Source organism: Bradyrhizobium lablabi (assembly GCF_018129385.1).
Classification (GTDB): domain Bacteria; phylum Pseudomonadota; class Alphaproteobacteria; order Rhizobiales; family Xanthobacteraceae; genus Bradyrhizobium; species Bradyrhizobium lablabi_C.
This window is the reverse complement of the sequence record NZ_JAFCLN010000007.1, coordinates 67,441-90,035: the sequence shown is the minus strand read 5'-3', so window position 1 is coordinate 90,035 and position 22,595 is coordinate 67,441. Positions and strand designations below refer to the sequence as shown.

Annotated in this window: 20 protein-coding genes; 10 read left to right on the top strand and 10 right to left on the bottom strand. The window is 62.3% G+C overall.

Going from position 1 to position 22,595, the window contains the following annotated elements:
- Positions 1–89 precede the first annotated feature (89 nt).
- A complete protein-coding gene (locus tag JQ628_RS16105; RefSeq protein WP_212223624.1) occupies positions 90–893 on the bottom strand; it encodes an AraC family transcriptional regulator in 804 nt (267 codons plus the stop codon).
- A gap of 62 nt (positions 894–955) precedes the next feature.
- Here JQ628_RS16105 and JQ628_RS16100 point away from each other — a divergent pair, with 62 nt between their 5' ends.
- From JQ628_RS16100 to JQ628_RS16090, 3 genes are all read left to right on the top strand, one after another.
- Positions 956–2,134: an MFS transporter gene (locus JQ628_RS16100; protein WP_212223622.1), complete on the top strand. Its 1,179-nt coding sequence runs from the start codon at positions 956–958 to the stop codon at positions 2,132–2,134.
- Between the two features lie 189 nt (positions 2,135–2,323).
- Positions 2,324–3,937 carry an SUMF1/EgtB/PvdO family nonheme iron enzyme gene (locus JQ628_RS16095; protein WP_212223620.1) on the top strand — a complete coding sequence of 538 codons (1,614 nt, stop codon included), beginning with the start codon at positions 2,324–2,326 and terminating at the stop codon, positions 3,935–3,937.
- Between the two features lie 113 nt (positions 3,938–4,050).
- Complete coding sequence (locus JQ628_RS16090; protein WP_212223618.1) at positions 4,051–4,476, top strand: DUF4399 domain-containing protein; 426 nt, start codon at positions 4,051–4,053, stop codon at positions 4,474–4,476.
- Positions 4,477–4,491: 15 nt separating this feature from the next.
- Here JQ628_RS16090 and JQ628_RS16085 read toward each other — a convergent pair whose 3' ends face one another.
- Complete coding sequence (locus JQ628_RS16085; RefSeq protein WP_212223616.1) at positions 4,492–5,250, bottom strand: DUF4239 domain-containing protein; 759 nt, start codon at positions 5,248–5,250, stop codon at positions 4,492–4,494.
- Positions 5,251–5,490: 240 nt separating this feature from the next.
- Between JQ628_RS16085 and JQ628_RS16080 the strand changes: the two genes are divergently transcribed.
- From JQ628_RS16080 to JQ628_RS16070, 3 genes are all read left to right on the top strand, one after another.
- A complete protein-coding gene (locus tag JQ628_RS16080; protein ID WP_212223897.1) occupies positions 5,491–6,240 on the top strand; it encodes an ABC transporter substrate-binding protein in 750 nt (249 codons plus the stop codon).
- 617 nt (positions 6,241–6,857) lie between these two features.
- Positions 6,858–7,700: a formate/nitrite transporter family protein gene (locus JQ628_RS16075; RefSeq protein WP_212223614.1), complete on the top strand. Its 843-nt coding sequence runs from the start codon at positions 6,858–6,860 to the stop codon at positions 7,698–7,700.
- A 60-nt stretch (positions 7,701–7,760) separates the two neighbouring features.
- Positions 7,761–9,497, top strand: a complete 1,737-nt coding sequence (locus JQ628_RS16070) for a bifunctional protein-serine/threonine kinase/phosphatase (RefSeq protein ID WP_212223895.1) — start codon at positions 7,761–7,763, stop codon at positions 9,495–9,497.
- 12 nt (positions 9,498–9,509) lie between these two features.
- On the opposite strand, the gene JQ628_RS16065 is transcribed toward JQ628_RS16070, so the two are convergent.
- The 6 genes from JQ628_RS16065 to JQ628_RS16040 form a co-directional block, all read right to left on the bottom strand.
- The gene (locus JQ628_RS16065; protein ID WP_212223612.1) at positions 9,510–10,307 is read right to left on the bottom strand and encodes a substrate-binding domain-containing protein; all 798 of its coding nucleotides are present in this window, start codon (positions 10,305–10,307) and stop codon (positions 9,510–9,512) included.
- Between the two features lie 98 nt (positions 10,308–10,405).
- Positions 10,406–11,032, bottom strand: a complete 627-nt coding sequence (locus JQ628_RS16060) for a hypothetical protein (RefSeq protein WP_212223610.1) — start codon at positions 11,030–11,032, stop codon at positions 10,406–10,408.
- Between the two features lie 9 nt (positions 11,033–11,041).
- A complete protein-coding gene (locus JQ628_RS16055) occupies positions 11,042–13,300 on the bottom strand; it encodes a xanthine dehydrogenase family protein molybdopterin-binding subunit (RefSeq protein ID WP_212223609.1) in 2,259 nt (752 codons plus the stop codon).
- 1 nt (position 13,301) lies between these two features.
- The gene (locus JQ628_RS16050) at positions 13,302–13,766 is read right to left on the bottom strand and encodes a (2Fe-2S)-binding protein (protein WP_212223894.1); all 465 of its coding nucleotides are present in this window, start codon (positions 13,764–13,766) and stop codon (positions 13,302–13,304) included.
- A 239-nt stretch (positions 13,767–14,005) separates the two neighbouring features.
- A complete protein-coding gene (locus JQ628_RS16045) occupies positions 14,006–16,846 on the bottom strand; it encodes an ATP-binding protein (RefSeq protein ID WP_212223608.1) in 2,841 nt (946 codons plus the stop codon).
- 129 nt (positions 16,847–16,975) lie between these two features.
- On the bottom strand, positions 16,976–18,199 hold the full coding sequence (locus JQ628_RS16040; protein ID WP_212223607.1) for a polyhydroxyalkanoate depolymerase: 1,224 nt from the start codon (positions 18,197–18,199) through the stop codon (positions 16,976–16,978).
- 177 nt (positions 18,200–18,376) lie between these two features.
- Between JQ628_RS16040 and JQ628_RS16035 the strand changes: the two genes are divergently transcribed.
- Positions 18,377–19,033 (top strand): glutathione S-transferase family protein, encoded by a 657-nt coding sequence (locus JQ628_RS16035; protein ID WP_212223606.1) that lies wholly within the window; start codon positions 18,377–18,379, stop codon positions 19,031–19,033.
- A 421-nt stretch (positions 19,034–19,454) separates the two neighbouring features.
- Positions 19,455–19,592, top strand: a complete 138-nt coding sequence (locus tag JQ628_RS16025; RefSeq protein WP_212223605.1) for a hypothetical protein — start codon at positions 19,455–19,457, stop codon at positions 19,590–19,592.
- 84 nt (positions 19,593–19,676) lie between these two features.
- On the opposite strand, the gene JQ628_RS16020 is transcribed toward JQ628_RS16025, so the two are convergent.
- Positions 19,677–19,901 carry a hypothetical protein gene (locus JQ628_RS16020; RefSeq protein ID WP_212223604.1) on the bottom strand — a complete coding sequence of 75 codons (225 nt, stop codon included), beginning with the start codon at positions 19,899–19,901 and terminating at the stop codon, positions 19,677–19,679.
- A gap of 166 nt (positions 19,902–20,067) precedes the next feature.
- Here JQ628_RS16020 and JQ628_RS16015 point away from each other — a divergent pair, with 166 nt between their 5' ends.
- Positions 20,068–20,439: a hypothetical protein gene (locus JQ628_RS16015; protein ID WP_212223602.1), complete on the top strand. Its 372-nt coding sequence runs from the start codon at positions 20,068–20,070 to the stop codon at positions 20,437–20,439.
- A gap of 9 nt (positions 20,440–20,448) precedes the next feature.
- Here the strand turns inward: JQ628_RS16015 and JQ628_RS16010 are convergent, their stop codons facing one another.
- A complete protein-coding gene (locus JQ628_RS16010; protein ID WP_212223600.1) occupies positions 20,449–21,555 on the bottom strand; it encodes a mandelate racemase/muconate lactonizing enzyme family protein in 1,107 nt (368 codons plus the stop codon).
- A gap of 159 nt (positions 21,556–21,714) precedes the next feature.
- On the opposite strand from JQ628_RS16010, the gene JQ628_RS16005 reads away from it, so the two are divergent.
- A complete protein-coding gene (locus JQ628_RS16005) occupies positions 21,715–22,554 on the top strand; it encodes an AraC family transcriptional regulator (RefSeq protein WP_212223599.1) in 840 nt (279 codons plus the stop codon).
- Positions 22,555–22,595: the final 41 nt, after the last annotated feature.

Genomic DNA, 22,595 nt, shown 5'->3' with positions numbered 1-22,595 from the left:
AGTACGCCGCGGCCTCTCGGCTTAGCAACAGACGTCTCTGGAATACTGGATTACCCGCATTCGCGGGTAATGACGGTTTTGTGTTAGGCCTATTCCTTCTCCGCAAACTCCGTCGGCGTCTTGCCGGTCACCTGCCGGAAGGCGTGGGAAAAGGCCGGCACGCTGGCATAGCCAAGGTCGGCCGCCAGTTGCTTGACCGACACATTGGCATCGACCGACAGCTTTTCGATTGCCGCCGCGATGCGGGCGCGCTGGCACCAGCTCTTGAAGCTCAGTTGCGTTTCGGCGGAGAACAGCCGCGACAGCGTCCGCGCGGAGGTGCCGACTTCGCGCGCCAGCGTCTCGATCTCATGCTCACCGGTCGGATCGCCCAGCACGATGTCGGCGGCGCGGCGGCAGCGCGGCTCGTGCGGCAGCGGAATGAAGGTCGCGGAATCCTCGGCCTGAGGCAATTCCAGCATCGCGAGCTTGATCAGGAGGTCGGTGCGTTCAGGCTCGTCGCTGTTGTCGAACAGGGCAAGGATCGCCTGATGCAGCAGCGGCGATACCCGCACCACGAATTCCGCATCCAGGCTGGCGCTGCGCTGCTCGCGCCCGAGCCAGGCCAGATCGAAGTACAGCGTCCGCATCTGGATGTCGGCGAGCACATCGATCGAATGTTCGAGCCGGGCAGGGACCCAGACCGCGCGGTCGGGCGGCACCAGCCAGCGGCCCTTTGGGGTCGTCACCTGCATGGTGCCGCGGGCGGCATAGACGAGCTGCGCCTCCCGGTGCATGTGGGTGTCGAGCCTCGTGCCCTTGCGGTAGTTGCGCGCGACCAGATGGACGCCGTCCCCGGTCGCCCGGTGATGCCCGCCCTTGATGTCAGTTAATGGCGTTTCCACGATAGTCATTGGCCACATCCCGTCAGGACAAGACCATATAACCTATTTCAGGAATTTACGGGAATCGCCGCATGAACAGCCCCAGCCGGGTCATTGCCTTCGTCAACGCGGGCCACTTCATCGACCATTATGCGATGCTGATCTTCGCCGCGGCGGTCATCATCATGGGTCCGACGCTCGGCATGGCCTATTCGGAGCTGTTGCCCTACGCGACCCCGGGTTTTGTCGCCTTCGGCGCCGGCTCGCTGATCACGGGCTGGCTCGGCGACCGCTGGAGCCGGCGGCACATGATGGTGATCTTCTTTGTCGGCATCGGGCTGTCGATGATCGCGGTCGGCTTCGTGCAGACGCCGCTTCAGTTAGGGGCGGCGCTGCTCGCCATCGGCATCTTTGCCTCGATCTACCATCCCGTCGGCACGGCCATGATCGTGTCCTACGCCGAAAAGCTCGGCCGCGAGATGGGGATCAACGGCGTGTGGGGCAATCTCGGTGTTGCCTCCTCGGCGCTGGTCACCGGCGTGATCGGCCAATATCTCGGCTGGCGCGCGGCCTTCATCATTCCCGGCATCGTCACCATCGGCATCGGCATCGCCTTTGCCATGATGGTGGTCCATGAGGACCGCAGCGGCAGCAAGCAGGCTGCGGCTCAAGCGCGGGTCGCGAAGAAGGACATGTGGCGGGTGATCCTCGCGCTGTTCATCGTGGTGATCGCGATCTCCACCACCTTCAACGCGGTGACGGTGGCGCTGCCAAAGCTGTTCGCCGAGCGTCTCGCGGACCTGACCAAAAGCCCCGCGGCATTGGGCGTGATCGCCGCCGGCGTCTACGTGTTCGGCGCGATGACGCAATACACCATCGGAAAACTGATCGACCGCTATTCGCTGAAAGCCGTCTCCTTGCCGCTGTCGCTGGTGCTGGCGCCGTTCCTGTACATGGCCGCGACGCTGTCGAACCTGCCGCTGATCCTGGCTTCGATCGGCATCGTGATGGGCGCGTTCGGCCAGGTCACCGTCAACGATGCGATGGTCGGCAAATACACCGCCGAGGAGTGGCGCTCCCGCGCCTATTCGATCCGCTACTTCATCGGCTTTACGGCGGCAGGCGCTTCTGTCGGCCTTGTGGCGTGGCTGTACGAGCAGGGCGGTTTCGTCACCATGCTGCAAACCTTCGGCGCGCTGTGCGTCCTGGTGATCCTCGGTGCGATCATCCTGCCGACCGAAATCAAGGCGCCGGCGGCGCAGGCGAATTGACGCGGGCAGCCGTCGCTGCGTCATTTCCGGCGCAAGCTCACGGCCGCGTGCGCAGACTGTGATCTCGGCCACTTTGTTCCGTATATGAGCTGTGATAGCTTTCGGCCGGGCTGAGTTCCGACTCGTTGGGGGGTGAGGCGCCGGTTGCGTCTCGACACTGCTGTTTGCGTCAGTGGAGACCTCCGAGCCATGGGCGAACTTCGCGATTTCAAATCGGGCAAGTCTGGAAAGCCGCCGCCGGGCGAAATAGCGCCGCGGCGCCTTGCCGCGATCGTGGCGGGCGATATTTCGGGCTACAGCCGTCTCATGCAGCTCGATGAAGAGGGCACGCATGTCCGCGTCAAGCGGATCGAGCGCGACCTCGTCGAGCCCACCATCCTGGAACATCACGGCAAGCTGGTGAAAACCACCGGCGACGGCTTCATCGCGATCTTCGACAGTCCCGTCGAGGCCGTCAGATGCAGCATCGTGATCCAGCAAAACATGGTCGGCCGCAACGCGGCGGTTCCAAAACACTTCTGGATTGAGTATCGGATCGGCGTCAATCTCGGCGACGTTATCATCGAGACCGACGACATCTACGGCGACGGCGTCAACGTTGCCTCCCGCCTCGAAGGGATCGCAGAGCCTGGCGAGGTCTTCATCTCCGGCGGCATCTACGAGCAGATCAAGCACAAGCTGGTCTGCGGCTACGAGTCGCTCGGCGATCGCAAGGTCAAGAACATCACCGATCCGATCCGGGTCTATCGCGTGCTGCCGGACGCGTCGGCCTACAACCGGACACGCCGGCGGCGCGAGACTGTCCTGCTGACGCTGCTCGGCCTCACCATCGCGATCATCGCCGGCGGCGTCCTCTGGTACATGCTCCAGCAATCGCGCACCAAGCTAGGCGAGCAGGCGCAGGCTCCCCCGGTATCGCCGCCGGTCGTATCGCCGTCGTCGGTGACGCCTCCGAGCCCGCCCGCCGCAAAGCAGGCGGCGCCTTCGGCCCCGCCCGCTGAGAAGCAGGCGGCGCCCGCGCCATCTCCCCCGCCGACCGTTCAGCAGCCGTCACAGCAAACGTCACCGCAACCTCAGTCGGCGCCGTCTCCCGGTCCGGCCGCAGCGCCGACTGCGGCGCAACCGGCGCCGTCGGTACGCGAACCGGACATGGTCGCGCTGCAGGGCGGCAGCTTCTCGATGGGCAGCAATGACGATCCTTCGGAGCGGCCGGTGCGCAGGGTGACGGTCAAGCCATTCTCGATCGGCAAATACCCGGTCACCGTGCGCGAGTGGAACGCCTGCGCCGAGGCCAAGGCATGCGGCTTCACGGCGACGGGCAACGAAGATGCACCGGTCACCAATATCAGCTGGAGTGATGCCAAGAAGTATGTGACCTGGCTCGCCGAGGCCACGAAGAAACCCTACCGGCTTCCGAGTGAAGCCGAATGGGAATTTGCGGCGCGCGGCGGTACACAGACCAAGTATTGGTGGGGCGATCAGATGCAGCCGGGCATGGCCATTTGCAAGGACTGCGGCGATGCCGAGCAGCCGGCCAAGGTCGGCAGCCTGAAGCCCAATCCGTTCGGCCTCTACGACATGGGAGGCGGGGTCGATCAGTGGGTTGAGGATTGCTGGCACCGGAATTACCAGGGCGCGCCGGCCGACGGTTCGGTCTGGGCCGGCGGGGAGTGCTCGTCGCACGTCCTCCGCTCCGGCTCGTGGAAGAACGATGCGCGTTATGTGCGGCCGGCCAACCGGGACAGCTACGACACGAATGTCCGCTATCCGACCCACGGCTTCCGGATCGCGCTGTCACCCTAGAGCATGATCCCACCCGGAGGGCCGCGTTAGCGCAAAAGTGGGCACCGGTTTTTCGAAAAGCATGCGTTTGGGCTCGACCCGAAGCTCATGCTCAAACAAAAAGGTGAGGGGCGATGAGGATTGTTCACGCTGTTCTCGTTTCGATGATCCTGGCATTGATCCCGGGCGCGGCCAACGCGCAGGGCAGGCCGGCGCATAAGGATGCGGTGCTGTATTTTGTCTGGCCGCAGAACGGGGCGGTGATCAAGGGCGCGTTCTGGGCCCGCTTTGGCTTGCGCAACATGGGCATCACCCATGCCGGCGACGACTATGCGAACAGCGGCCACCACCATCTGCTTATCGACGTCGATGCGCCGCTAAATCCCAATGAGGAGATACCATCGGATAAGTCCCACCTGCACTTCGGCGCGGGCCAGACCGAGGCGCGGATCGAACTGCCGCCCGGCAAACATACCCTGCAGTTGGTGCTGGGCGATCACAAGCACTATCCGTTCAACCCGCCGGTCGTCTCCAAGAAAATCACCATCACGGTCAAATAGGCCGCGTGGCGAGAGCTACTTGTCGAGCTCGGGCAGCACCACGCGCAGATGATGGTCGGAGACCTGCATCAGCCCTTCGAAGGGATGGCTGAGATCGACGATCAGGAACAGCGCGCTCGAAACTGACAGCGCGAAGACAACGACCGTGGCATTCACGATCCTGGTTGTCTGTGCGAACAGGCAGAAGCTGCCGAAGATCACTATTAGCCAGAACACCAGCACGATGAAGAACGGTATCGGGATCGCGTTGTCGCTCTGGGTGAAGACCAGCAGCCGCGTGCGCGCGAGATCGCCGGTGACCTGGCCGAGGGGCGATTTCAGCGAACGCTGCTCGTCGTTGACAGGTCTTAGCGCCTCGATCGCGTTGTAGAACCGCTCTCCGGTTTCGCTGACGACGAAGGTCGATCCTCCGACGTGCCCGCGGTTCTCCTGCCAGATGCGCGCGACGGCCTGCGTTGTGCCGTCGCGCAGCAGGCTGCGCGCCGCTTTCGCTTCCGGCCCGTATTTGCCGAGCATCTGATCGGCCAGCACGGCATTGGCCCCTAACTGGCGGATGTTGATGCTCTGGCTGTCGTAGAAATTCTTGGCCGACGCGATCATCAGGCCGATCACGAGGGCGGCGAGCGTCGCGAGAAAGCCGGCGCCGAGGCGGATGAGGTCCCTTGAGCCGGTGTCGAGCGCCGCCACCGAAGGATGCCGCCGCAACCACATGGCGCCGGCGGCCCCGACCAGGATGGCAATGAAAGACGCGATGAAGGCAGTGGTCGAACTCATGAGTTTTCGGCGAGCTACCTGAGGTGCAGAGAGGATTATTCATTGATATCGGCCAGTCAAACCGGGGCGCTATTCCCCGGCAAATTCATTCGCCCATGCGGATTTTTGGGTTTTCTGCCGCCGTCCGATCGACCACAATAATCCCGTGAAGGGCTCGCCCCAACAAGAGCCACCGGGAGGTATCCCATGTCCAAACGATCCATGCCGCACCTTGCCGGCCTCATTCTGGGAATTCTTGTCATGACCACCAGTTTCGCCGGCGCCGACGCGCTGAAGGATCAAATCGCGCCCACCGGCAAATTGCGCGTGGCGATCGGGATCAGCCCGGCCGGCGGCGCGTATTGGTCCACCAAGACGGAGAAGGGCTATGCCGGCGTGCCGGTCGATCTCGGCAAGGAGATGGCCACGCAGCTTGGCGTGCCCGTGGAGTACGTCCCTTATCCGAACTCCGGACAGATCGTCGATGCCGTCGGCAAGGGCGTCTGGGATGTCACCTTCCTGCCGAAGGATCCCGAGCGCGAGGGGCGGATGTCGTTCGGGCCGATCTACGAAGTTGCCGACGCCACCTATATCGTGAAGGCGGGCTCGCCGATCAAGGACTTCGCCACGCTGGACCAGCCTGGCGTCAAGGTCGCCGCCGTCAACAACACCACGACCATGCGCGGCGCGATCGCGCATCTGAAGAACGCCAAGGTCACGGGCTACCAGACTTATGACGAGATCTTCAATCTCCTGAAGAACGGCGAGATCGATGCATTCGCGCTGTCGCGCGACCAGCTCAACGCGATGGCGAAACAAATTCCGGGCACGCGCGTGCTGGACGAGACCTTCAAGCAGACCGTTACCGCGGTAGCGGTGCCGCCGAACCATCCGCTGGCGCTGGCCTTCGTGGTGAAATTCATGAACGACGCCACCGCCAACGGAATGCTGCGCAAGGCCTATGACAACAATGGCCTGAAGGACAGGCCGATCCGGACGCAGACGAAGTAGCCTCCGCCGTCATTCCGGGGCGAGCGACTTGTCCGCCGTAGCTCGAAGAGCGAAGGCGGAAGCGAGAGCCCGGAAGCCATAACCACAGGCCGTTGCCGGTTCAAGGAAGGCTCGTTGATTAGCTCGCGAGACCACGACCGTCACGGTGTATGGATTCCGGGCGCGCCGCTACGCGGCGCCCCGGAATGATGCGCGGGGAGCCTGCGCGCCATCTGTGCAACTGCACAAATTCAGAGCATCGGCGTTATCCGGTCGTCTACGGGGTGGGCCGGGGAATCCTGAGAGATTTCCGTATCTTGCGGCAACGGCGCTCGTGGCACATCGATTGCTTTACCTTCCATAGTCAATGACGACTGCCGTCCTTTCGGATTGCCAAGGCCAATGCTGGCCAGCGGCGCTGGGATCAAGCGACCTTCGTGAGGCGCTTGGAGCAGTCATCAGGACAGTTTCCACGATAGCTTGCACATCCCTTGTCCCGATCGGGCGTGACCGCGTCGTCTGTGCCGCTGCAAGCGGCGCAGAACAGTCGCGCGCGAGGACGGCGAACATTTTCGCTTAATCGATGCACGGCTGCACGGCATCCGGCGCTCAACGCTGTCTCGCAAAGGGGAACTGGAATGGCCTATCTCGCACCTTCGGAATTCGTGACCAAGATGGTCGACGCCGGAGAATCCAAAATCTTCATGTCCACGCGCGACACGGTGATCCGCGCCTATATGGCGGGCGCGATGTTGACGCTGGCGGCCTGGTTCGCCGTCACGATGAGCGTCAACACGGGACAGCCGCTCATCGGCGCGCTGCTATTCCCGGTCGGCTTCTGCATGCTCTATCTGTTTGGTTTCGACCTGCTGACGGGCGTTTTTGTGCTCTGCCCGCTGGCGCTGATCGACCGGCGGCCGGGCGTGACGCTCGGCGGCGTACTGCGCAACTGGGGTCTCGTCTTCATCGGCAATTTCGGCGGCGCGTTCACTGTCGCGGTGATGGCGGCGATCGTCACTACGTTCGGGTTCTCGTCGCCGCCCGACAAGGTTGGCATCGCGCTTGGCCATATCGGTGAAAGTCGCACCGTGGGTTATGCCGCGCACGGCGCAGCCGGCATGCTGACGCTGTTCGTCCGCGGCATGCTCTGTAACTGGATGGTGTCGGCGGGCGTTGTCGGCGCCATGATCTCCACTACGGTTACCGGCAAGGTGCTGGCGATGTGGATGCCGATCATGCTGTTTTTTGCGATGACCTTCGAGCACTCGATCGTGAACATGTTTCTGTTTCCTGCGGGACTGCTTCTCGGCGGCCATTTCACCGTGGCCGATTACCTGTTCTGGAACGAAATCCCGACCGTGCTCGGCAACCTGGTCGGAGGCCTCGCCTTCACCGGGCTCACGCTGTACTCGACCCACGTCAAGACGGCGCCGAAGCGGGCTGCCTCGCAGCAGCCGGCTTCCTCGCGCCTGGCTGCTTGATCTTGCGGTGCGGATGGGTCTCTCCTCGCAGGGGAGAGGCCCATTGCCGTGAAAGCCGGAATGCCGCGCGCGCTGAAAATATCGGTCGGACAATTTTCCGATAAGGGAGCCAAGGAAACCAATCAGGATTTTCATGGCGTCCTGATCCCGGATGAGCCGCTGCTCGGCCTCAAGGGCATCGCCATTGTGCTGGCCGACGGCATCTCCACCAGCAAGGTCAGCCGTGTTGCCGCGGAGTCGGCGGTCAAGGGATTTTTGACCGACTACTACTGCACCTCGGAATCCTGGTCGGTGCGCACCTCGGCGCAGCGCGTGCTGGAAGCGACCAATTCCTGGCTGCATTCGCAGACGCGCAGCCAGTATGGTTTCGACAGGGATCGCGGCTATGTCTGCACGCTAAGCGCTATCGTCCTCAAGTCAACGTCAGCACATATCTTCCACGTCGGCGATTCCCGTATCTACCGGCTGTCCGGCCATACGCTGGAGCAACTCACCAACGATCACCGCGTCGTCATTTCCTCGCAGCAAAGCTATCTCGGTCGGGCGCTCGGGGTTAATCCGCAGGTCGAGATCGACTATCAGATGCTGCGCGTCGAGCAGGGCGACATCTTCGTGCTTGCGACCGATGGCATCTACGAGCATCTCAATGCCCGCCGGATCGCGAGGGCGGTGAACGACGGCGGCGCCGATCTCGACGCGGCCGCCAGGGCGATCGTCGATCAGGCATTCGAGGCGGGCAGCGAGGACAATCTCACCGTCCAGATCATCCGCGTCGATGAGGTGCCCGAGAGCGCGGCTAGCGAAGTGTTCGGCCAGCCGAGCGAGCTGCCGCCGCCGCCGTTATTGGAAGCGCGAATGGTGTTCGACGGCTACCGCATCGTCCGCGAGCTGCACGGCTCGAGCCGCAGCCACATCTATCTCGCCGTCGATATCGAGACCGATACCGTGGTCACGCTCAAGATCCCGTCGATCGATCTGCGCGACGATCCGGCCTATCTGAAGCGCTTCCTGATGGAGGAATGGGTGGCGCGGCGGATCGACAGCCCGCACGTGCTGAAACCCTGCCTGCCGTCGCGCAAACGCAACTTTCTCTATGTCGTCATGGAGTACATCGACGGCCAGACGCTGACGCAATGGATGATCGACAATCCCGCGCCCGCGCTGGAAACGGTACGCGACGTCGTCGAGCAGATCGCAAAGGGCCTGCGCGCGTTCCACCGCAAGGAGATGCTGCATCAGGATCTGCGCCCGGACAACATCATGATCGACAACACCGGCACGGTGAAAATCATCGATTTCGGCTCGACCAGCATCAAGGGCGTCGCGGAAGCCGCGTCCTCCGGCCTGCGCGACGATATTCTCGGCACCCTGCAATACATGGCGCCGGAATATCTGCTCGGCGAGCCGTCGTCATCGCGCTCGGACCTGTTCTCGCTCGGCGTCATCACCTATCAGATGCTGACCGGGAAGCTGCCCTATGGCGCGCAGGCCGCACAGGCGAGGACACGCGCCCAGTTCGGCAAGCTGCGTTATCGGCCCGCCTCGCACGGCGGCCGCGACATTCCGGTATGGGTCGACGGCACGCTGGAGCGCGCCGTGCATCCCAATCCCCTGAAGCGATATGACAGCCTGTCGGAATTCCTGTTCGACCTGCGCACGCCGAATGCGAACTATGTCAACACGTCAGCCGCCCCGCTGATGGAGCGCAATCCGCTGTTGTTCTGGAAGAGCACGACGGTCGTGCTTGCACTGACGGTCATTGTGCTGCTGGCGCTGCTGCACGGCGGGCATCGTTAGTGGGATTAAGTGTCAACGTGGCTGCAATGGCTTCAATCCCGCTTTGGTGATGACTTCAGCGGCCTCGGCAGAGGAGAGGAAGCGCATCAGCGCGATCGCGGTGTCGGGATGTTGGGAATTCTTGGGCAACGCGCCGACAAAAAGGGTCGGCGGCTGAACTTCTGACGGTACCGTGCCGACGAAATCGACACCCGGGACATGGATCAGTTCGGGGACCTGCTGAAAACCGACTTCCGCTTCCCCGCGGGCAACGACCGCGGCCACCAATTCGCCCGAAGGAGGTCCGCGAATCTTGCGGGTCTTGCCGGAAATATCGTCGGCGACGCCGAGCTTCTTGAATCCGATTGTCGATAAATATGTGCCGCTCGAACTGTCCGAAACCGCGATGGACTTGGCTGCGAGCAGTGCGTTGCGCAGCCCATCCATCGTGCTGATGTCGGGCTTGGCTTGACCTGCTCGAACGACCATGCCGATGAATGATTCCGCAAGGGGCAGCCGGCTGCCGGGACGAGCCAGATCGCGTTGTTCCAGCAGATCGACGCCGATCCCGTCCATGATCACGACATCTGCTTCCTCGCCACGGGCCAAACGCGTCGGAATCGCTTCCGGTGAATCGCCAACCGAAGGACCGCGCGTGGTAACGAGCTTGTGCCCCGTCGACTTTTCAAACGCGGGACCGAGTTCTTTGTAGACGCTGAAGAACCCGGAAGAAATCATCACCCGGATTTCGGCGGCGCCGGCGCTGTCGGTGAGAAGGAGCAGGGCGAACAGGGCACCTGCGAGCGCGCGCACGCTTGTTGAAAACTGCATGACGGTTCCTCCGGAGACGGGCTCTGGGGGCCGTCTTCGCCGTCGAGGTTACGCCTTGAATGAGGCTGCCGTCACCCTTTGCGGCGACTACGAAGGCGTCAATTCGGGCAGGGCTGCCCCGCGGCTCCCCACAGCGCCATGTCCTTGACATGATCTTCGAAGGTGCCCGGCGGCTTCGTGCGGCCTGCTCCGGGCTCCCAGGCGCGGGGGATGAACCCGTTTAACGATGCATCGTGCCGCAGATGTTCGAGAAGAGCCACGGCGTCGCGGCCGCCATTGCGCTTGGGATCCTTCAGTTGCGCGCAAATCTCGGCGCCGCTCTTGCCGTACCAGATGAAATCGACCGGGGCGAGCTGCCAGTCGATGCCGGCACGCAGCGGCGCCGGGGCGGGGAGGTTGGGCAGGGAGGAGGTCATATGACAAGTCGAGCAATGGATTGTCTCGGTCCCGATGCGGCTCTCTCCGCCATGGATGTCCATGCCATGCACCCGCGGCTTGCTTTCGCCCGCCGGCGTCCAGATCGGAATCGCCTTGGCGTCGACATGGCAGTTGGCACAACGCGGATGGGTCACCACGGCTTCAATTCTCTTCCAGGCCTCCAGCCCCTTGGCGCGGCTGACGCTTCCCGGCGGCAGCGCATCTTTCTGGTCCTTGGCCACGACAATCCCGGTGAGGGCCGCGATCGATGTGACGGCGAATGCTATCGCGATCAGAGATGCCTTCATGGCTCACCCTCACACGAAATCGATGAACTTGTTGAACGGCATTTCGCGGATGCGTCGTCCGGTCGCTGCGAAGATCGCGTTGGCCAGCGCGGGGGCCGCGGGAGGAACGGGCGGCTCTCCGACGCCTCTCACTTTTGGATCGTTCTCGAGCCCGCGGACTTCGATTTCCGGACATTGGTACAGCCGCATGGCTTCGTGGTGGTGGTAATTGGTCTGCTGCACCGCGCCCTTGGCGTAAGTGAGTTCGCAGTTGATGGCGTGGCCGAGGCCCCAGACGACGCCTCCCTGCACCTGGTTCTGGAAGTTGATGGGATCGACGACCTTTCCGACGTCAACCGCGACCCAGACCTTGTCGATCCTGATGCCTCTGTCGGTCATCGTCACTTCGACGACTTCGGCGGTTGGCGTCCCGAACGATTCGACGAACGCCACGCCGCGCCCCTTGCCCTTGCCGAGCGGTCCCTTCCAGTCAGACATCTCGGCGACCGTCTCCAGCACCTTTCGGTAGTGCGGGACCGTGCACATTTCTATGCGCCCCTTCATCGGGTCAAGGCCCGCCGCATGGATGAGTTCGTCGATGAAGCTCTCGGTGAAGAAACCGGCTGTCGAGGCGCCGACCGACCGCCAGGTCGTGGACGGGGATAGTCCCTGCGCCTCATAGCTCGTGGCCCGAAAATTCGGGATGTCGTAGTAGACATTCCACAGGCCGGCGGCCAATTGAGCGTCCGGATCCTTCGAGGGCGCGCCCATGCGCTCGAGCAGCCCTTTCAACGGCGCCGTTGCCGCCAATTGCAAGTCCGCCGCGACGATCTTCCCGTTCTTGACGCTACCCTTGTATCGCGCGACTGAAATCTGCCGCGGAATATCCTGGAGGAAGTCCTCCTCGCGCGAGAACACAAGCTTGATCGGCGTTCCCTTCATCTGGTTGGCGATCTCGGCCAGGACACGAACGTTCTCGAATTCGAGACGGTGCCCAAAGCTTCCGCCGGTCCACTGATTGTGAAAGGTCACCTGTCCCGGCTTGAGGCCGATCGCCGTCGCCGCGACGTACTGCACGGCCTGAGGGCTTTGATGGCCGACCCAGATTTCCATCCCCTTATCGGAGACGATGGCAATCCCGTTCAGCGGCTCCAAGGGCTGATGCGCCACATAGGGCGCGCGATACTCCGCCTTGAGCTGTGTGCCTCCCTTCAAACCGGCATCGACATTGCCGATCTTTCGCCATTCCTTGCCCAGGAATTTCGGCTTGAACGATGCTTCCAGGATCTTCCAGTGGTCGGCTTGCTCGGCGGGATATGTCGAGGGCGCCCACTTGCAATCGATGGCTTCGACCGCCCGCATCGCGTACCAGCTATTGGTTGCGACCACTGCAACGCCATTCTTGATTTCGAGGATTTTTTTGACCCCCGGCATCGATTGGGCCTTGCTTGCATCGTACGATTTGAGGGGCTGACCCTTGTTGGGGTTGAGCTTGACGGATGCGAACAGCATGCCGTCCATCTTCAGATCGATGCCGAACTTCAACTCTCCCATCACCTTCGACCTGATATCGAGGCGCGTCATCGGCTTGCCCAGCATTCGCCATTTGGAGGGATCGCGGGGCTTGGCGTCGAGGACCGGTGGAATCTTGGCGGCTTCCGCTGCGAGTTCGACGTAGGGGATTTTTGTCCCGTCGGGCAGGATCACCTGGCCGGACCGGGTGCGAATGTCGGCTACGGCAACGCCGGAACGTTTGGCCGCCGCGGCCTTCAATGTCTCGCGCGCGACCGCGCCGGCCATGCGCAGCTTTTCGTACGTATCCGGGATCGTGCTCGAGCCGCCCGTCATCTGGAGGCCGGACTTTCTGAGATTTTCGAGCGCGGCGGCGCGCGCTTCTTCGGCCGCGTGACTCTGGTCTGCCGCCAGAAACGGCGCCAGCTCGTCTGCAAAACCCGTGTTGAAGTAGGCGGGGCTGGGCCCTGCGAACCGGATTTCGAACTGGCCGGGATCGAGATCCATCTCTTCGGCGATCATGATCGGCTGCACGGAGCCGACGCCCTGACCGATGTCGGCGTGTTGTGCGATGAGCGTTATTTTCTCCGGGCTGATCTCGACCCAGGGATTGAAGCTCACCGAGTTGGGCCCGAGGCCGGCGGCCAATGGATTGCCGTTCGCGGCCGTCGTGGCCGCTGGTTCGGCATTGCTGTAGGAGCCGAAAGCGATGCCGCCGGCGATGGCGGCGGAGCCGAAAACAAAAGCCCGGCGGGAAATGCGCTGCAAGTCGCCCATCTCACTTCTCCGCCATCTTTTTTGCCGCCGCCGCATGGATCGCAGCGCGAATGCGCGGATAGGTGCCGCAGCGGCATAGATTGCCGGACATCACCTGATTGATCTGCTCGTCGGTAGGCCTGGAGATCTGTTCCAGAAGCGAGATGGCCTGCATGATCTGGCCGGTCTGGCAATAGCCGCACTGCGGGACCTGATGTTCGATCCAGGCCTGCAAAACCGGGTGCTGGTCCCTGTTATCCAACCCTTCGATCGTGACGACGGATTGGCCGGCGACGTCGCCGATATACGCCTGACAGGAACGGACGGCCTTTCCGTTGATCCGAACGGTGCAGGCGCCGCATTGCGCGACTCCGCAGCCGTATTTCGGACTGGTGATACCGAGTTCGTCGCGCAGCACCCAAAGCAAGGGCATCTCGGGAACAACGTCGACCTGGTGTTTGGTGCCGTTGACCGTGAGCTCGATCATTTCGATAGCTCCCTCGTCTGATATCAGCCGTTCAAGGTGACAAACGGAGTAACCCGGCGACGGCCAAATCGCCTGTAAAAAGATGTTAAGTTCTACGGGGAAGGGCCAGCCGGGCTGCCCTTGGCCCGCCGGCGGCACGTTCGCCGGTTCCGCACGGGGAGTTCTGCGTGTTCGACCCGACGCCGGGCGCCGATGGATCGACCAATCTTGACGATCCGGCCGGCCGACTGCTTGAGGGCTTACGTCGAAACGCTGCCGGAAGGCGCGGAAATGTCGATCTCAATCAGGATGGTTCGCGCGCGGGCAAGGAACGGTACCTGCCGTCTGTCCCCAACGTTGGATAGAAGATGGATAAGCGCATGGCGAGCCGCTGACGGTTGCCCCGCGAGGCGTTCGAGTTCGGCAAGTCCAACCGTCGCTTCGCATTCATAGAGATAGAAATCGTATTGCCTGCTCAGATCGATGGCGTGTCTGAGCAGTTCGCGTGCCGCATCAAGATCGCCCGGGCGATTACGGGCCATGAGAACCCGGGCGAGGATTGCATTATGCTTGCCGATGAGACGAACGTCGGAGGGCCCAAGGCACTGGCTCATTGCTTTTTCGAGTGCCGAATCTGCACCGTCCAGATCGCCAATGATGCGCCGCGAGTCCGCCAGTTCGACCCACAGAATCGGATGAAGCGAACCGGTCTTGACGATGAACTCGTCTGCCAGGCAATCAGTCAGGATGCGCGCGCAGGTTTGGGCATCGCCGGAGGCATATTTGAGGAGAAGGGCTCGAAATGCCTCCGCGACGGCGTGCCACGGCCGATAGAGCCGCGAGATTTCATTCAATCGTTGAAGATAGCCGTGTGCGCGATCAAATTCTCCCGAGGCGACGTTCACCCATAAGGCACCTTGCGCAAGTACGAAATAGTTGGTCGTTAGATGTCCTTGCACCTCGGCTTCGTCGACCGCCGTGTTTGCAAGCGACAATGCCTGCTCACAATACCCCATGTAATATTTGGCGAGAGCCAGTCCGATCTTGCAGGAGATGAACGAGTCGATGCCTCCGAAATACAAGTAGGAGCTTCTGGAGATCGACGGACAGTCGTGCAGGAACGTTTCGAACTTCTGGTGGGCCGACCGTATGGCGGAGGTTTCGAAATCGTTGAATGCAGATATCCGTTGAAGCAGGTAATGCACGTTGGGATCGTCCGAGCGCTCGGCCGCCTGGCCCAAGGCGTGAAGATGAGGTGTCGCCGGGCGCCGGGTCAGAAGCAGATTTTGGATGATGCCGTAGAGGGCTCGCAGCTCCGCGAAATCGTCTTTTGCGTGTTGCGCCGCCTGCCAGGCACGCTCGTACAGGTTCGCGCCCTCGAACCCCGGAAGGTACACCTGTGCGGATGCAAGCGATACCAGCAAGCGGCACCGCACCGCGGCATCGACATTCGATTTGTTCTCCACGAATTGCAGTGCTTTCGTCAGGTAAGGCACGCCTTGAACCAGCGACGTGAGCGCCAGCCAGAGCTTTTCCGCGGCAAGTACAAGTCGCACGCCAAGCTCGGGATCCCTGCGAAACGCCCATTCGAGGGCGACGCGAACTTCGTCCAGGTAAGCCCGCATCTTCGCGTTCTCGGATTGGGCGTCATGGAGGTCCCAGTCGATAGCGTCGAGCAGTCGAAGGAAGTATTCCGCATGGCGTCGTTGCGCCGTGTCCAGCTCTCCGGCGGGAGCGTCCAGTTGGGCTATATACGCTCGCGTCGTATCCAGCAGACGATACTCTGTGAGCGTTGAGTGGGAATCGAAATACAGAAGCGAGCGGCGAGACAATCCCAGGATGACTTCCCGTGCATCATTTGCGCTGCGGTGATCGTCGCTTGTCACGGCGATGCCGGCGTCGATCGAGAAGGCGCCGGCAAAGCACGCCAGTCGCCGGAGCGCGGCTTGCTCGTCCTTGGATAGCAGGCTGTAGCTCCAATCTATCGTCGAGAACAGCGATCGTTGACGGGGAACGGCGCTTCGGCGATCGAGCCTGATATTGAGCAGCGATGATTGCTCGTCGAGGCTGCGCAGGACTTGCTGGAAGCCAAGCACGGCAGTCATGGAAGCTGCGATCTCGATTGCCAGCGGGATGCCATCGAGTCGTCGGCATACCTCCGATACAGCGGCGGCCGCGCGATCATCGAAATGCAGGTTTGTCCCCCGCTGATCGACGCATTTCAGGAATAGCTGAACCGACGAATATGCCTTGATGTCGTCAGCAAGAGTTTCGACAGCCTTTGGAGGGACCGCCAGCGGCGCCAGTCGCCAGGCTGCCTCTTGTTCAAGTTGCAGGGGCTCGCGCGTCGTAACGAGAATATCCACATAGGACGTTTTGGAGAGGAGGCTCTCGACAAGCCTGGCTACCGGATCGAGCACATGCTCGCAACAGTCCAGGACGAGAAGCATCCGCCTGTCGCGCAGTGCCGATACGATATGGTCGATTTGCGGCCATTCTCTTAGCCCTAGCTCGATTGCATTCGCCACAACGGAATAGACCAGATCAGCCGAGGATACCCGGCCAAGATCGGCGAAGCAGACGCCATCGGCGTATTTCGCTGCCCGATCATTCGCGACTTGCAGTGCAATGGTTGTCTTCCCGATGCCGCCGGGGCCAAGTATCGTCACAAGGCGGCGGCTCTTGAACAGCTCATGAATGCCGGCCGCTTCCGCTTCGCGACCTATCGGCTTTACGACCATTCCGGGAACGCGGAACCGCTTCTGGCTTTCGAAGGGGCGGCTGGCCGGCTCCGCCACGACAACATCGGCGACGAAACGGTAGCCTTGAGATGGATCGGCCCGGATTGCGCCGCCAAATTCCCGCAGAGCTTTTCGGAGACCCGAGATCTGGACCCGCAAGTTGGCCTGATCAACGTGCAGGCCGTACCAGGCGCGCTGGATCAGGGTATCCCGGCTGACGCGTTCGCCGGGTGCTTCGAGGAGGAGGCCCAGGATTGCCGACGCTCGGGAGCCAAGTCTGACCGGGACGCTTCCATCCCATAATGTACGGGCCGCCGCGTCGAATCGAAACGGCCCGAACGATATCTCTCGCCTCGCCATTGCACCTGCCTGGAACTCGAATCCAGCGGCATTATAGGCGTTACGCCAAGGCGTGGGTTGCGGATTCCCCTGCCTCCCTGCGGCTATAAGTCAGATCGCATGCATGGTCTGCGAAGGGGAGGGCGCCCCTTACGAATTTACATGCACGAAATCCCGCAATAGCGGATAGATCTCGTTGTTCCATTTCCGGCCCGAGAACACCCCGTAGTGGCCGACGCCGGCCTGCATGTGATGCACCCTTCGATAAGCGCGCACGCCGGTGCAAAGGTCTTGCGCCGCCAGCGTCTGGCCGATCGAGCAGATGTCGTCCTTCTCGCCCTCCACCGTCATCAGGCCCATCCGCCGGATGGCGGCGGGATTCACGGGCCGGCCGCGATGCATCAGCCTGCCCTGCGGCAGCAGATGCTCCTGGAACACGTCGCGCACGGTCTCGATGTAGAACTCCGCGGGCAAATCCATGACGGCAAAGTACTCGTCGTAAAACGTCTTGATGACGTCGGCCTTTTCCTTATCGCCCTTGGCGAGGTGATGGGCCAGATCCATGTGCTGCTTGATGTGGCGCTCGAGATTCATCGAGACGAAGGCGGTGAGCTGCACGAAGCCGGGATAGACCTGCCGGAACGCGCCCTTGCACTGCACCGGCACGTAGTTGATCAGATTGCTCTCGAACCAGGTGATCGGCTTGCTCTTGGCAAACTCGTTGACCTTGGTGGGCTGGATGCGGGTGTCGATTGGACCTGCCATCAGCGTCAATGTCGCCGGCCGCGCCGGATGATCGTCCTCGCACATGATCGCCGCGGCGGCCAGCGCCGACACCGAGGGCTGGCAGATCGCCACCATGTGCGAGCGGGGGCCGAGCACGGTCAGGAAGCTGATCAGATGATCGGTGTAGTCCTCGAGCCCAAACCCGCCATAGTCGACCGGGATGTCGCGCGGATTGTGCCAGTCGGTGATGTAGACGTCGTGGTCCTGTAGCAGGGTCTTCACGGTGCCGCGCAACAGCGTCGCGAAATGGCCGGACATCGGCGCCACCAGCAACATTTTCGGCTGCCCCGGCACATCCTCTTTCTTGAAGCGCAGCAGCGAGCCGAATGGCGTCGAATAAACCACCTCTTCGGTGACGGCCAATTCGCGGTTGCCCACCATCACGCTGTCGATGCCGTAGGCGGGACGGGTGTAGGTCAGCGCCGAGCGGGAGATCAGTTCGAGCGCTGCGGCGATCCGCCCGACGAACCGGTCCGAAGTCCCCTGCGGCACCAGGTTGAGATATCTGAGCGCGGCGGAAGCCCCTGTCCGCCATGGCGCGGTCAGGTCCATGTGGTTTTGGTAGGCTTGGTAGATCATTGACATCATTCACTTCCGCCCTTGCCCGGTATTGCCATGCAATATCGAAGCCAAGGCGGGGCCCGACGGCCCGGAAAACTGGCACGTGGCTTGCTGCTAAAAATGCAGGATGCATAGGCAGCGGGCAGGCGGCAGGCCGGCCGGTTCAGACATGCGTGAAGGCGTTAGGCGTTGAGGGAAGGCCATATGGCGAAGACGACACTGACCATCAGCAGCAAGAATTACTCCTCATGGTCGCTGCGCGGCTGGCTGCTGGCAAAGTTCGCGGGCCTCGAATTCGAGGAGCTCATCACCGCATCGGATGACGCCTCGGCGCGGGCGGAAATCCTCCTGCTGTCATCGTCGATTTTGGTGCCGTGCCTGCGGCACGAGGGCGCCACCGTCTGGGATACGCTGGCCATCGCGGAGTATCTCAACGAGATCAGGCCGAACGCCGGGCTATTGCCTGCTGACCGCATCCAGCGCGCCCATTGCCGCTCGATCTGCGGCGAAATCCATTCCGGCTTTGCGACGCTGCGCGCCTCGCTGCCGGTCAACCTCAAGGGACATTTCCCGGGCTTCAAGATCTGGTCGCGCGCGCAGTCCGATATCGACCGGGTCTGCGCCATCTGGCGCGAGTGCCTGGAAAAGTCCGGCGGCCCATTCCTGTTCGGCGAGGGCCGCACCATGGCGGATGCGATGTATGCGCCGGTCGTGACGCGCTTCATGACCTATGACGTCAAGCTCGAACCGCGGCTTGCGGCTTATGCGAAGACCATCATGACCATGCCGGAGATGGTCGAGTGGATCGAAGCCGCCAGGGAAGAGCCGGCCGACATCGAGGAGCTCGAGGTCGAATATTAGGCAGTGGATTGCCGGGCTTGCCCGTTTGACGGGCGCAGGCCGCGGGCAGCTTTTGCTCAAGCGCGTGCCATCTCACACATGGCGCATCTGCTTCGATTGCACGTCCGCTGCGGCGACGCTCCCGGATTCGCTTTCGAAGCCGCGCTTTGCGCCTGCAATTACCAGCATGATGCGGCGCAGCGCGTCTGGCGCGAATTTCGCATAGCAACATTTCAGCCGTGACCGCAACGACGCGCCGCTGCCGAAAATTTGGACGCCCGCCTCCTTGCGCGCTCACGAGATGAGAACATGGAGGCTTCAATGAACAAGCTCGCGGCCGTCGGCAAATACATCGAGATTGACAGCCCTGCGGATTTCAAGACCGGCGACATGCCGCCGGCCACCGGCAAAGTGCCGCCGGTTACGCCGTGGAAGTGACGCCATGTCATCCCCGGAGGAATTAACCTACATCGTCGGCCGCTGGCTTCGGCCGGTGGTGGCCGTGCTGTATCTGGTGCGCCGCCTCAAGGCCGTGTCGATATCTAGCCGTGAACAAGTGAGTACGGCGGCGCATCAGTGATTCGGACGCGATTCGTTCGAAACGCGTTCCTGTTGTTAACGGGTGCGCTTGCGCCCGTTGCATTTTGACACAAATCCGCGCGCTTCAGGCCACGTTGGTTTGTTTGACGCGCGGCATCCGCCAGGCGATTACATTGGCCTCGACCGGCCCGCCCGACTCGTGATTGTGCCACCGGCCTTCGACCAGCCGGCAGGCAAAAGGCAATTGATACGTTCCGCTGTGATCCTCGCAAAGCACCTCAACCGGTAAATCCGCCGGCGGCGCGCCGTTGCCATCGAATTGCGCCAGCCGTTTTTCGCGCGTTGCCATATCTCTAATCTCCACCATCGGGCGTGCGGAGTTCCGCACCCACCAAACAATCCCCGCGCCACAGCGCGACCTCACGGGATGAATGCGGTATCAGTGTGGTATCTGTCGCGCGGCGCGGAACGATCGCGCAAATTGGCGTGATCGACGAAGGACTTGGGAGGTTTTCATGACAGGGCGGACCGTTCTTCTTGTCTTCACGGTATCGTGCATCGCGCTCACCTCGGGCGTGGCTTTCGCCCAGGATGTTCCCGGCATCGAAATCTGCACGGTCGAAAAGACCATGGAGCGGCGCACCGGCTGCCTGCAAAGCAATGTCGACTTCCTGATGAAGACCATCACGAAGGCGGCGGGCGATTATCAGCGCAGGATCGATGCATCCAATCGTCAGATCGAAGCCTTGAAGGCGAGCGTCGCCTCGCTGGAAAAACTCGTCGAGGAGCAGAAGAAAGCGATCGAGGAAATGAAGAAGACGCCGCCGCCGGCGGCACCGGCCGCAAAGACCGATGCGGCGCCGGCGGCGAAAGAGGGCACGAAATAGCGGCGAGCCTCACGCCACCCGGTATCGCTCCATGACATCGCGGTCCGGCTCAATGCCGAGTCCGGGGCCGTCGGGCACCGCGACATTGCCGCTGCTGTCGACATCGACATGTCCGCCCCACAGGCTCGCCTCGCGCTTCATGTAAAACACCTCGATGAAGCCTGAGTCGTCGCGCAGCGACATCAGATGCAGCGTCGCCAGAAATCCCGGCCCGAAATAGGGTGAATGCGGCGCGAGCCGAACGCCGCGTTCATCGGCAAGGGCCGCCACCTTCAGATATTCCGTGATGCCGCCGACCTTTGTCACGGAAGGCTGCGCGTGGCTCACGGCGCCCGCGTCCATCATCTGCCTGAACTGGTAGGCCGTACAGGCGTTCTCACCGGCGGCGACACCGAGTCCGCCAGCCTTACGCACTTCCGCCAGCGTCGCAAAATCCTCCGGCGGCCATATCGGCTCTTCCAGGAATAGCGGTGTTGCTTCGCGGCATTCATGCGCAAAGGCGGTTGCGGCCGCGCCATCCATCGGACAGTTCATGTCGACCATCAGCGGGATATTGTCGCCGATCGCTTTTCGCGCCGCGAAGACCGGCGGCGAAGTCGTCTCGTGCAGCTTGATGGCGCGATAGCCAAGGCTCAGCGCCGTCTCGCAATCCTTCGCAACGAAATCGGGATTGCCGATCCGCATCAGGCTCGCATAGGCCGGAATTTTCGGCCGTTTCTGCGCGCCCAGCAGCTTGTGCAGCGGCACGCCTTTGGCGCGCGCGGCAAGGTCCCACAGCGCGATATCCAGCGCCGAGATCGCAAACATCGTGATGCCGTAGCGGCCGAACAGATGCAGGTTGCGCTGGATCTGCTCCATGAAGGCCGGGATGCCTTCCGCATCCGGCACCTGCTGGCCCTTCGCCTGCGGCGCGATCATCTCGTTGATCGCGGCAAAACTTGTCCGCGGGCAGACATAGCTGAAGGCGTCGCCCCAGCCGGTCAGGCCGGTGTCGGTGGTGACCTCGATCATGACGATGTCGAGGGCCGAGATGGCCGAGGCGCCCTGCTTGAAGCTGGCGACGCCGGCGTCATAGGGGATGCGGATGTGGTGTGCCCTGATGTCGCGGATCAGCATGGTTTTGCGCCTCCCGAATTGGTATTCCCTCGCCACTGTCGATGAGGCGATTGGTTCTGTTGCAGGATGCATGGTTCCGCCGTGCGAGAGCAAGGACTGTCAAACGCGCCGCCGTCGCAGCGGGCATGATAGTGGCGCTTCGAAGGAGAATCGTTGTCCATGAATCCGGCCCAGAAGGCGCTGTGGTATGTCGAGAGCCATCTCGCGGACAGCCTGACGCTCGACGAGATCGCTTCCGTCGGCGGCGTCTCGCGCTTCCACATGGTGCGGGCGTTCGCGGAAGCCACCGGCATGTCAGTCATGCGCTATGTGCGCGCCCGCCGCCTCACCAAGGCGGCGCGCGCGCTCGCCAAAGGCGCGCCCGACATCCTCACGCTGGCGCTGGAGGCGGATTACGGCTCCCACGAAGCTTTCACCCGCGCGTTCCGCGACCACTTTGGCGTCACGCCGGAGCAGGTGCGCGCTGCAACGTGCCTCGACAAGCTCAAGCTACAGGAGCCGATCATGATGGACTCCACGCCCACCACCCACCTGAATCCGCCGCGCTTCGAGACCGCGAAGACGATACTCGTCGCCGGCGTCGGCGAACGCTACAACCACTGCGACAATGGCGGCGCCAACATTCCCAACCAGTGGCAGTTGCTTCACCAGAAGGTCGGCGAAATTCCCAACATCGCCGGCAAGCTCGCCTACGGCGTCTGCTGCAACGGCGATGATTCCGGCAATTTCGATTACATCGCCGGCGTCGAAGTCTCCGACTTCTCCGATCTTCCGCGCGAATTTTCCCGTGTGCGAATCCCGGCGCAGCGCTATGTGGTGTTCACGCACAGTGAACATATCTCGACCATTCGCCGCACCGTCGGTGCGATCTGGAATCAGTGGCTGCCGCAGTCCGGCCTCAAGGTTGCGGATGCGCCGAACTTTGAGCGCTATGACGAAAAGTTCGACGCTGCCACCGGCAATGGCGGGCTGGAAATCTGGGTGCCGGTGCGGGAGTAGGACGGCTCGCTGGGCATGAACCCTCGCTGGCTCCCTTCGGT

Coding starts and splice junctions, on each gene's coding strand:
- JQ628_RS16045 (WP_212223608.1), bottom strand. CDS start 16,846: ATGGCGAGGCGAGAGATATCGTTCGGGCCGTTTCGATTCGACGCGGCG.
- JQ628_RS16010 (WP_212223600.1), bottom strand. CDS start 21,555: ATGCTGATCCGCGACATCAGGGCACACCACATCCGCATCCCCTATGAC.
- JQ628_RS16085 (WP_212223616.1), bottom strand. CDS start 5,250: ATGAGTTCGACCACTGCCTTCATCGCGTCTTTCATTGCCATCCTGGTC.
- JQ628_RS16070 (WP_212223895.1), top strand. CDS start 7,761: ATGCCGCGCGCGCTGAAAATATCGGTCGGACAATTTTCCGATAAGGGA.
- JQ628_RS16105 (WP_212223624.1), bottom strand. CDS start 893: ATGACTATCGTGGAAACGCCATTAACTGACATCAAGGGCGGGCATCAC.
- JQ628_RS16100 (WP_212223622.1), top strand. CDS start 956: ATGAACAGCCCCAGCCGGGTCATTGCCTTCGTCAACGCGGGCCACTTC.
- JQ628_RS16005 (WP_212223599.1), top strand. CDS start 21,715: ATGAATCCGGCCCAGAAGGCGCTGTGGTATGTCGAGAGCCATCTCGCG.
- JQ628_RS16040 (WP_212223607.1), bottom strand. CDS start 18,199: ATGATGTCAATGATCTACCAAGCCTACCAAAACCACATGGACCTGACC.
- JQ628_RS16015 (WP_212223602.1), top strand. CDS start 20,068: ATGACAGGGCGGACCGTTCTTCTTGTCTTCACGGTATCGTGCATCGCG.
- JQ628_RS16050 (WP_212223894.1), bottom strand. CDS start 13,766: ATGATCGAGCTCACGGTCAACGGCACCAAACACCAGGTCGACGTTGTT.
- JQ628_RS16075 (WP_212223614.1), top strand. CDS start 6,858: ATGGCCTATCTCGCACCTTCGGAATTCGTGACCAAGATGGTCGACGCC.
- JQ628_RS16035 (WP_212223606.1), top strand. CDS start 18,377: ATGGCGAAGACGACACTGACCATCAGCAGCAAGAATTACTCCTCATGG.
- JQ628_RS16055 (WP_212223609.1), bottom strand. CDS start 13,300: ATGGGCGACTTGCAGCGCATTTCCCGCCGGGCTTTTGTTTTCGGCTCC.
- JQ628_RS16065 (WP_212223612.1), bottom strand. CDS start 10,307: ATGCAGTTTTCAACAAGCGTGCGCGCGCTCGCAGGTGCCCTGTTCGCC.
- JQ628_RS16095 (WP_212223620.1), top strand. CDS start 2,324: ATGGGCGAACTTCGCGATTTCAAATCGGGCAAGTCTGGAAAGCCGCCG.
- JQ628_RS16060 (WP_212223610.1), bottom strand. CDS start 11,032: ATGAAGGCATCTCTGATCGCGATAGCATTCGCCGTCACATCGATCGCG.
- JQ628_RS16020 (WP_212223604.1), bottom strand. CDS start 19,901: ATGGCAACGCGCGAAAAACGGCTGGCGCAATTCGATGGCAACGGCGCG.
- JQ628_RS16025 (WP_212223605.1), top strand. CDS start 19,455: ATGTCATCCCCGGAGGAATTAACCTACATCGTCGGCCGCTGGCTTCGG.
- JQ628_RS16090 (WP_212223618.1), top strand. CDS start 4,051: ATGAGGATTGTTCACGCTGTTCTCGTTTCGATGATCCTGGCATTGATC.
- JQ628_RS16080 (WP_212223897.1), top strand. CDS start 5,491: ATGACCACCAGTTTCGCCGGCGCCGACGCGCTGAAGGATCAAATCGCG.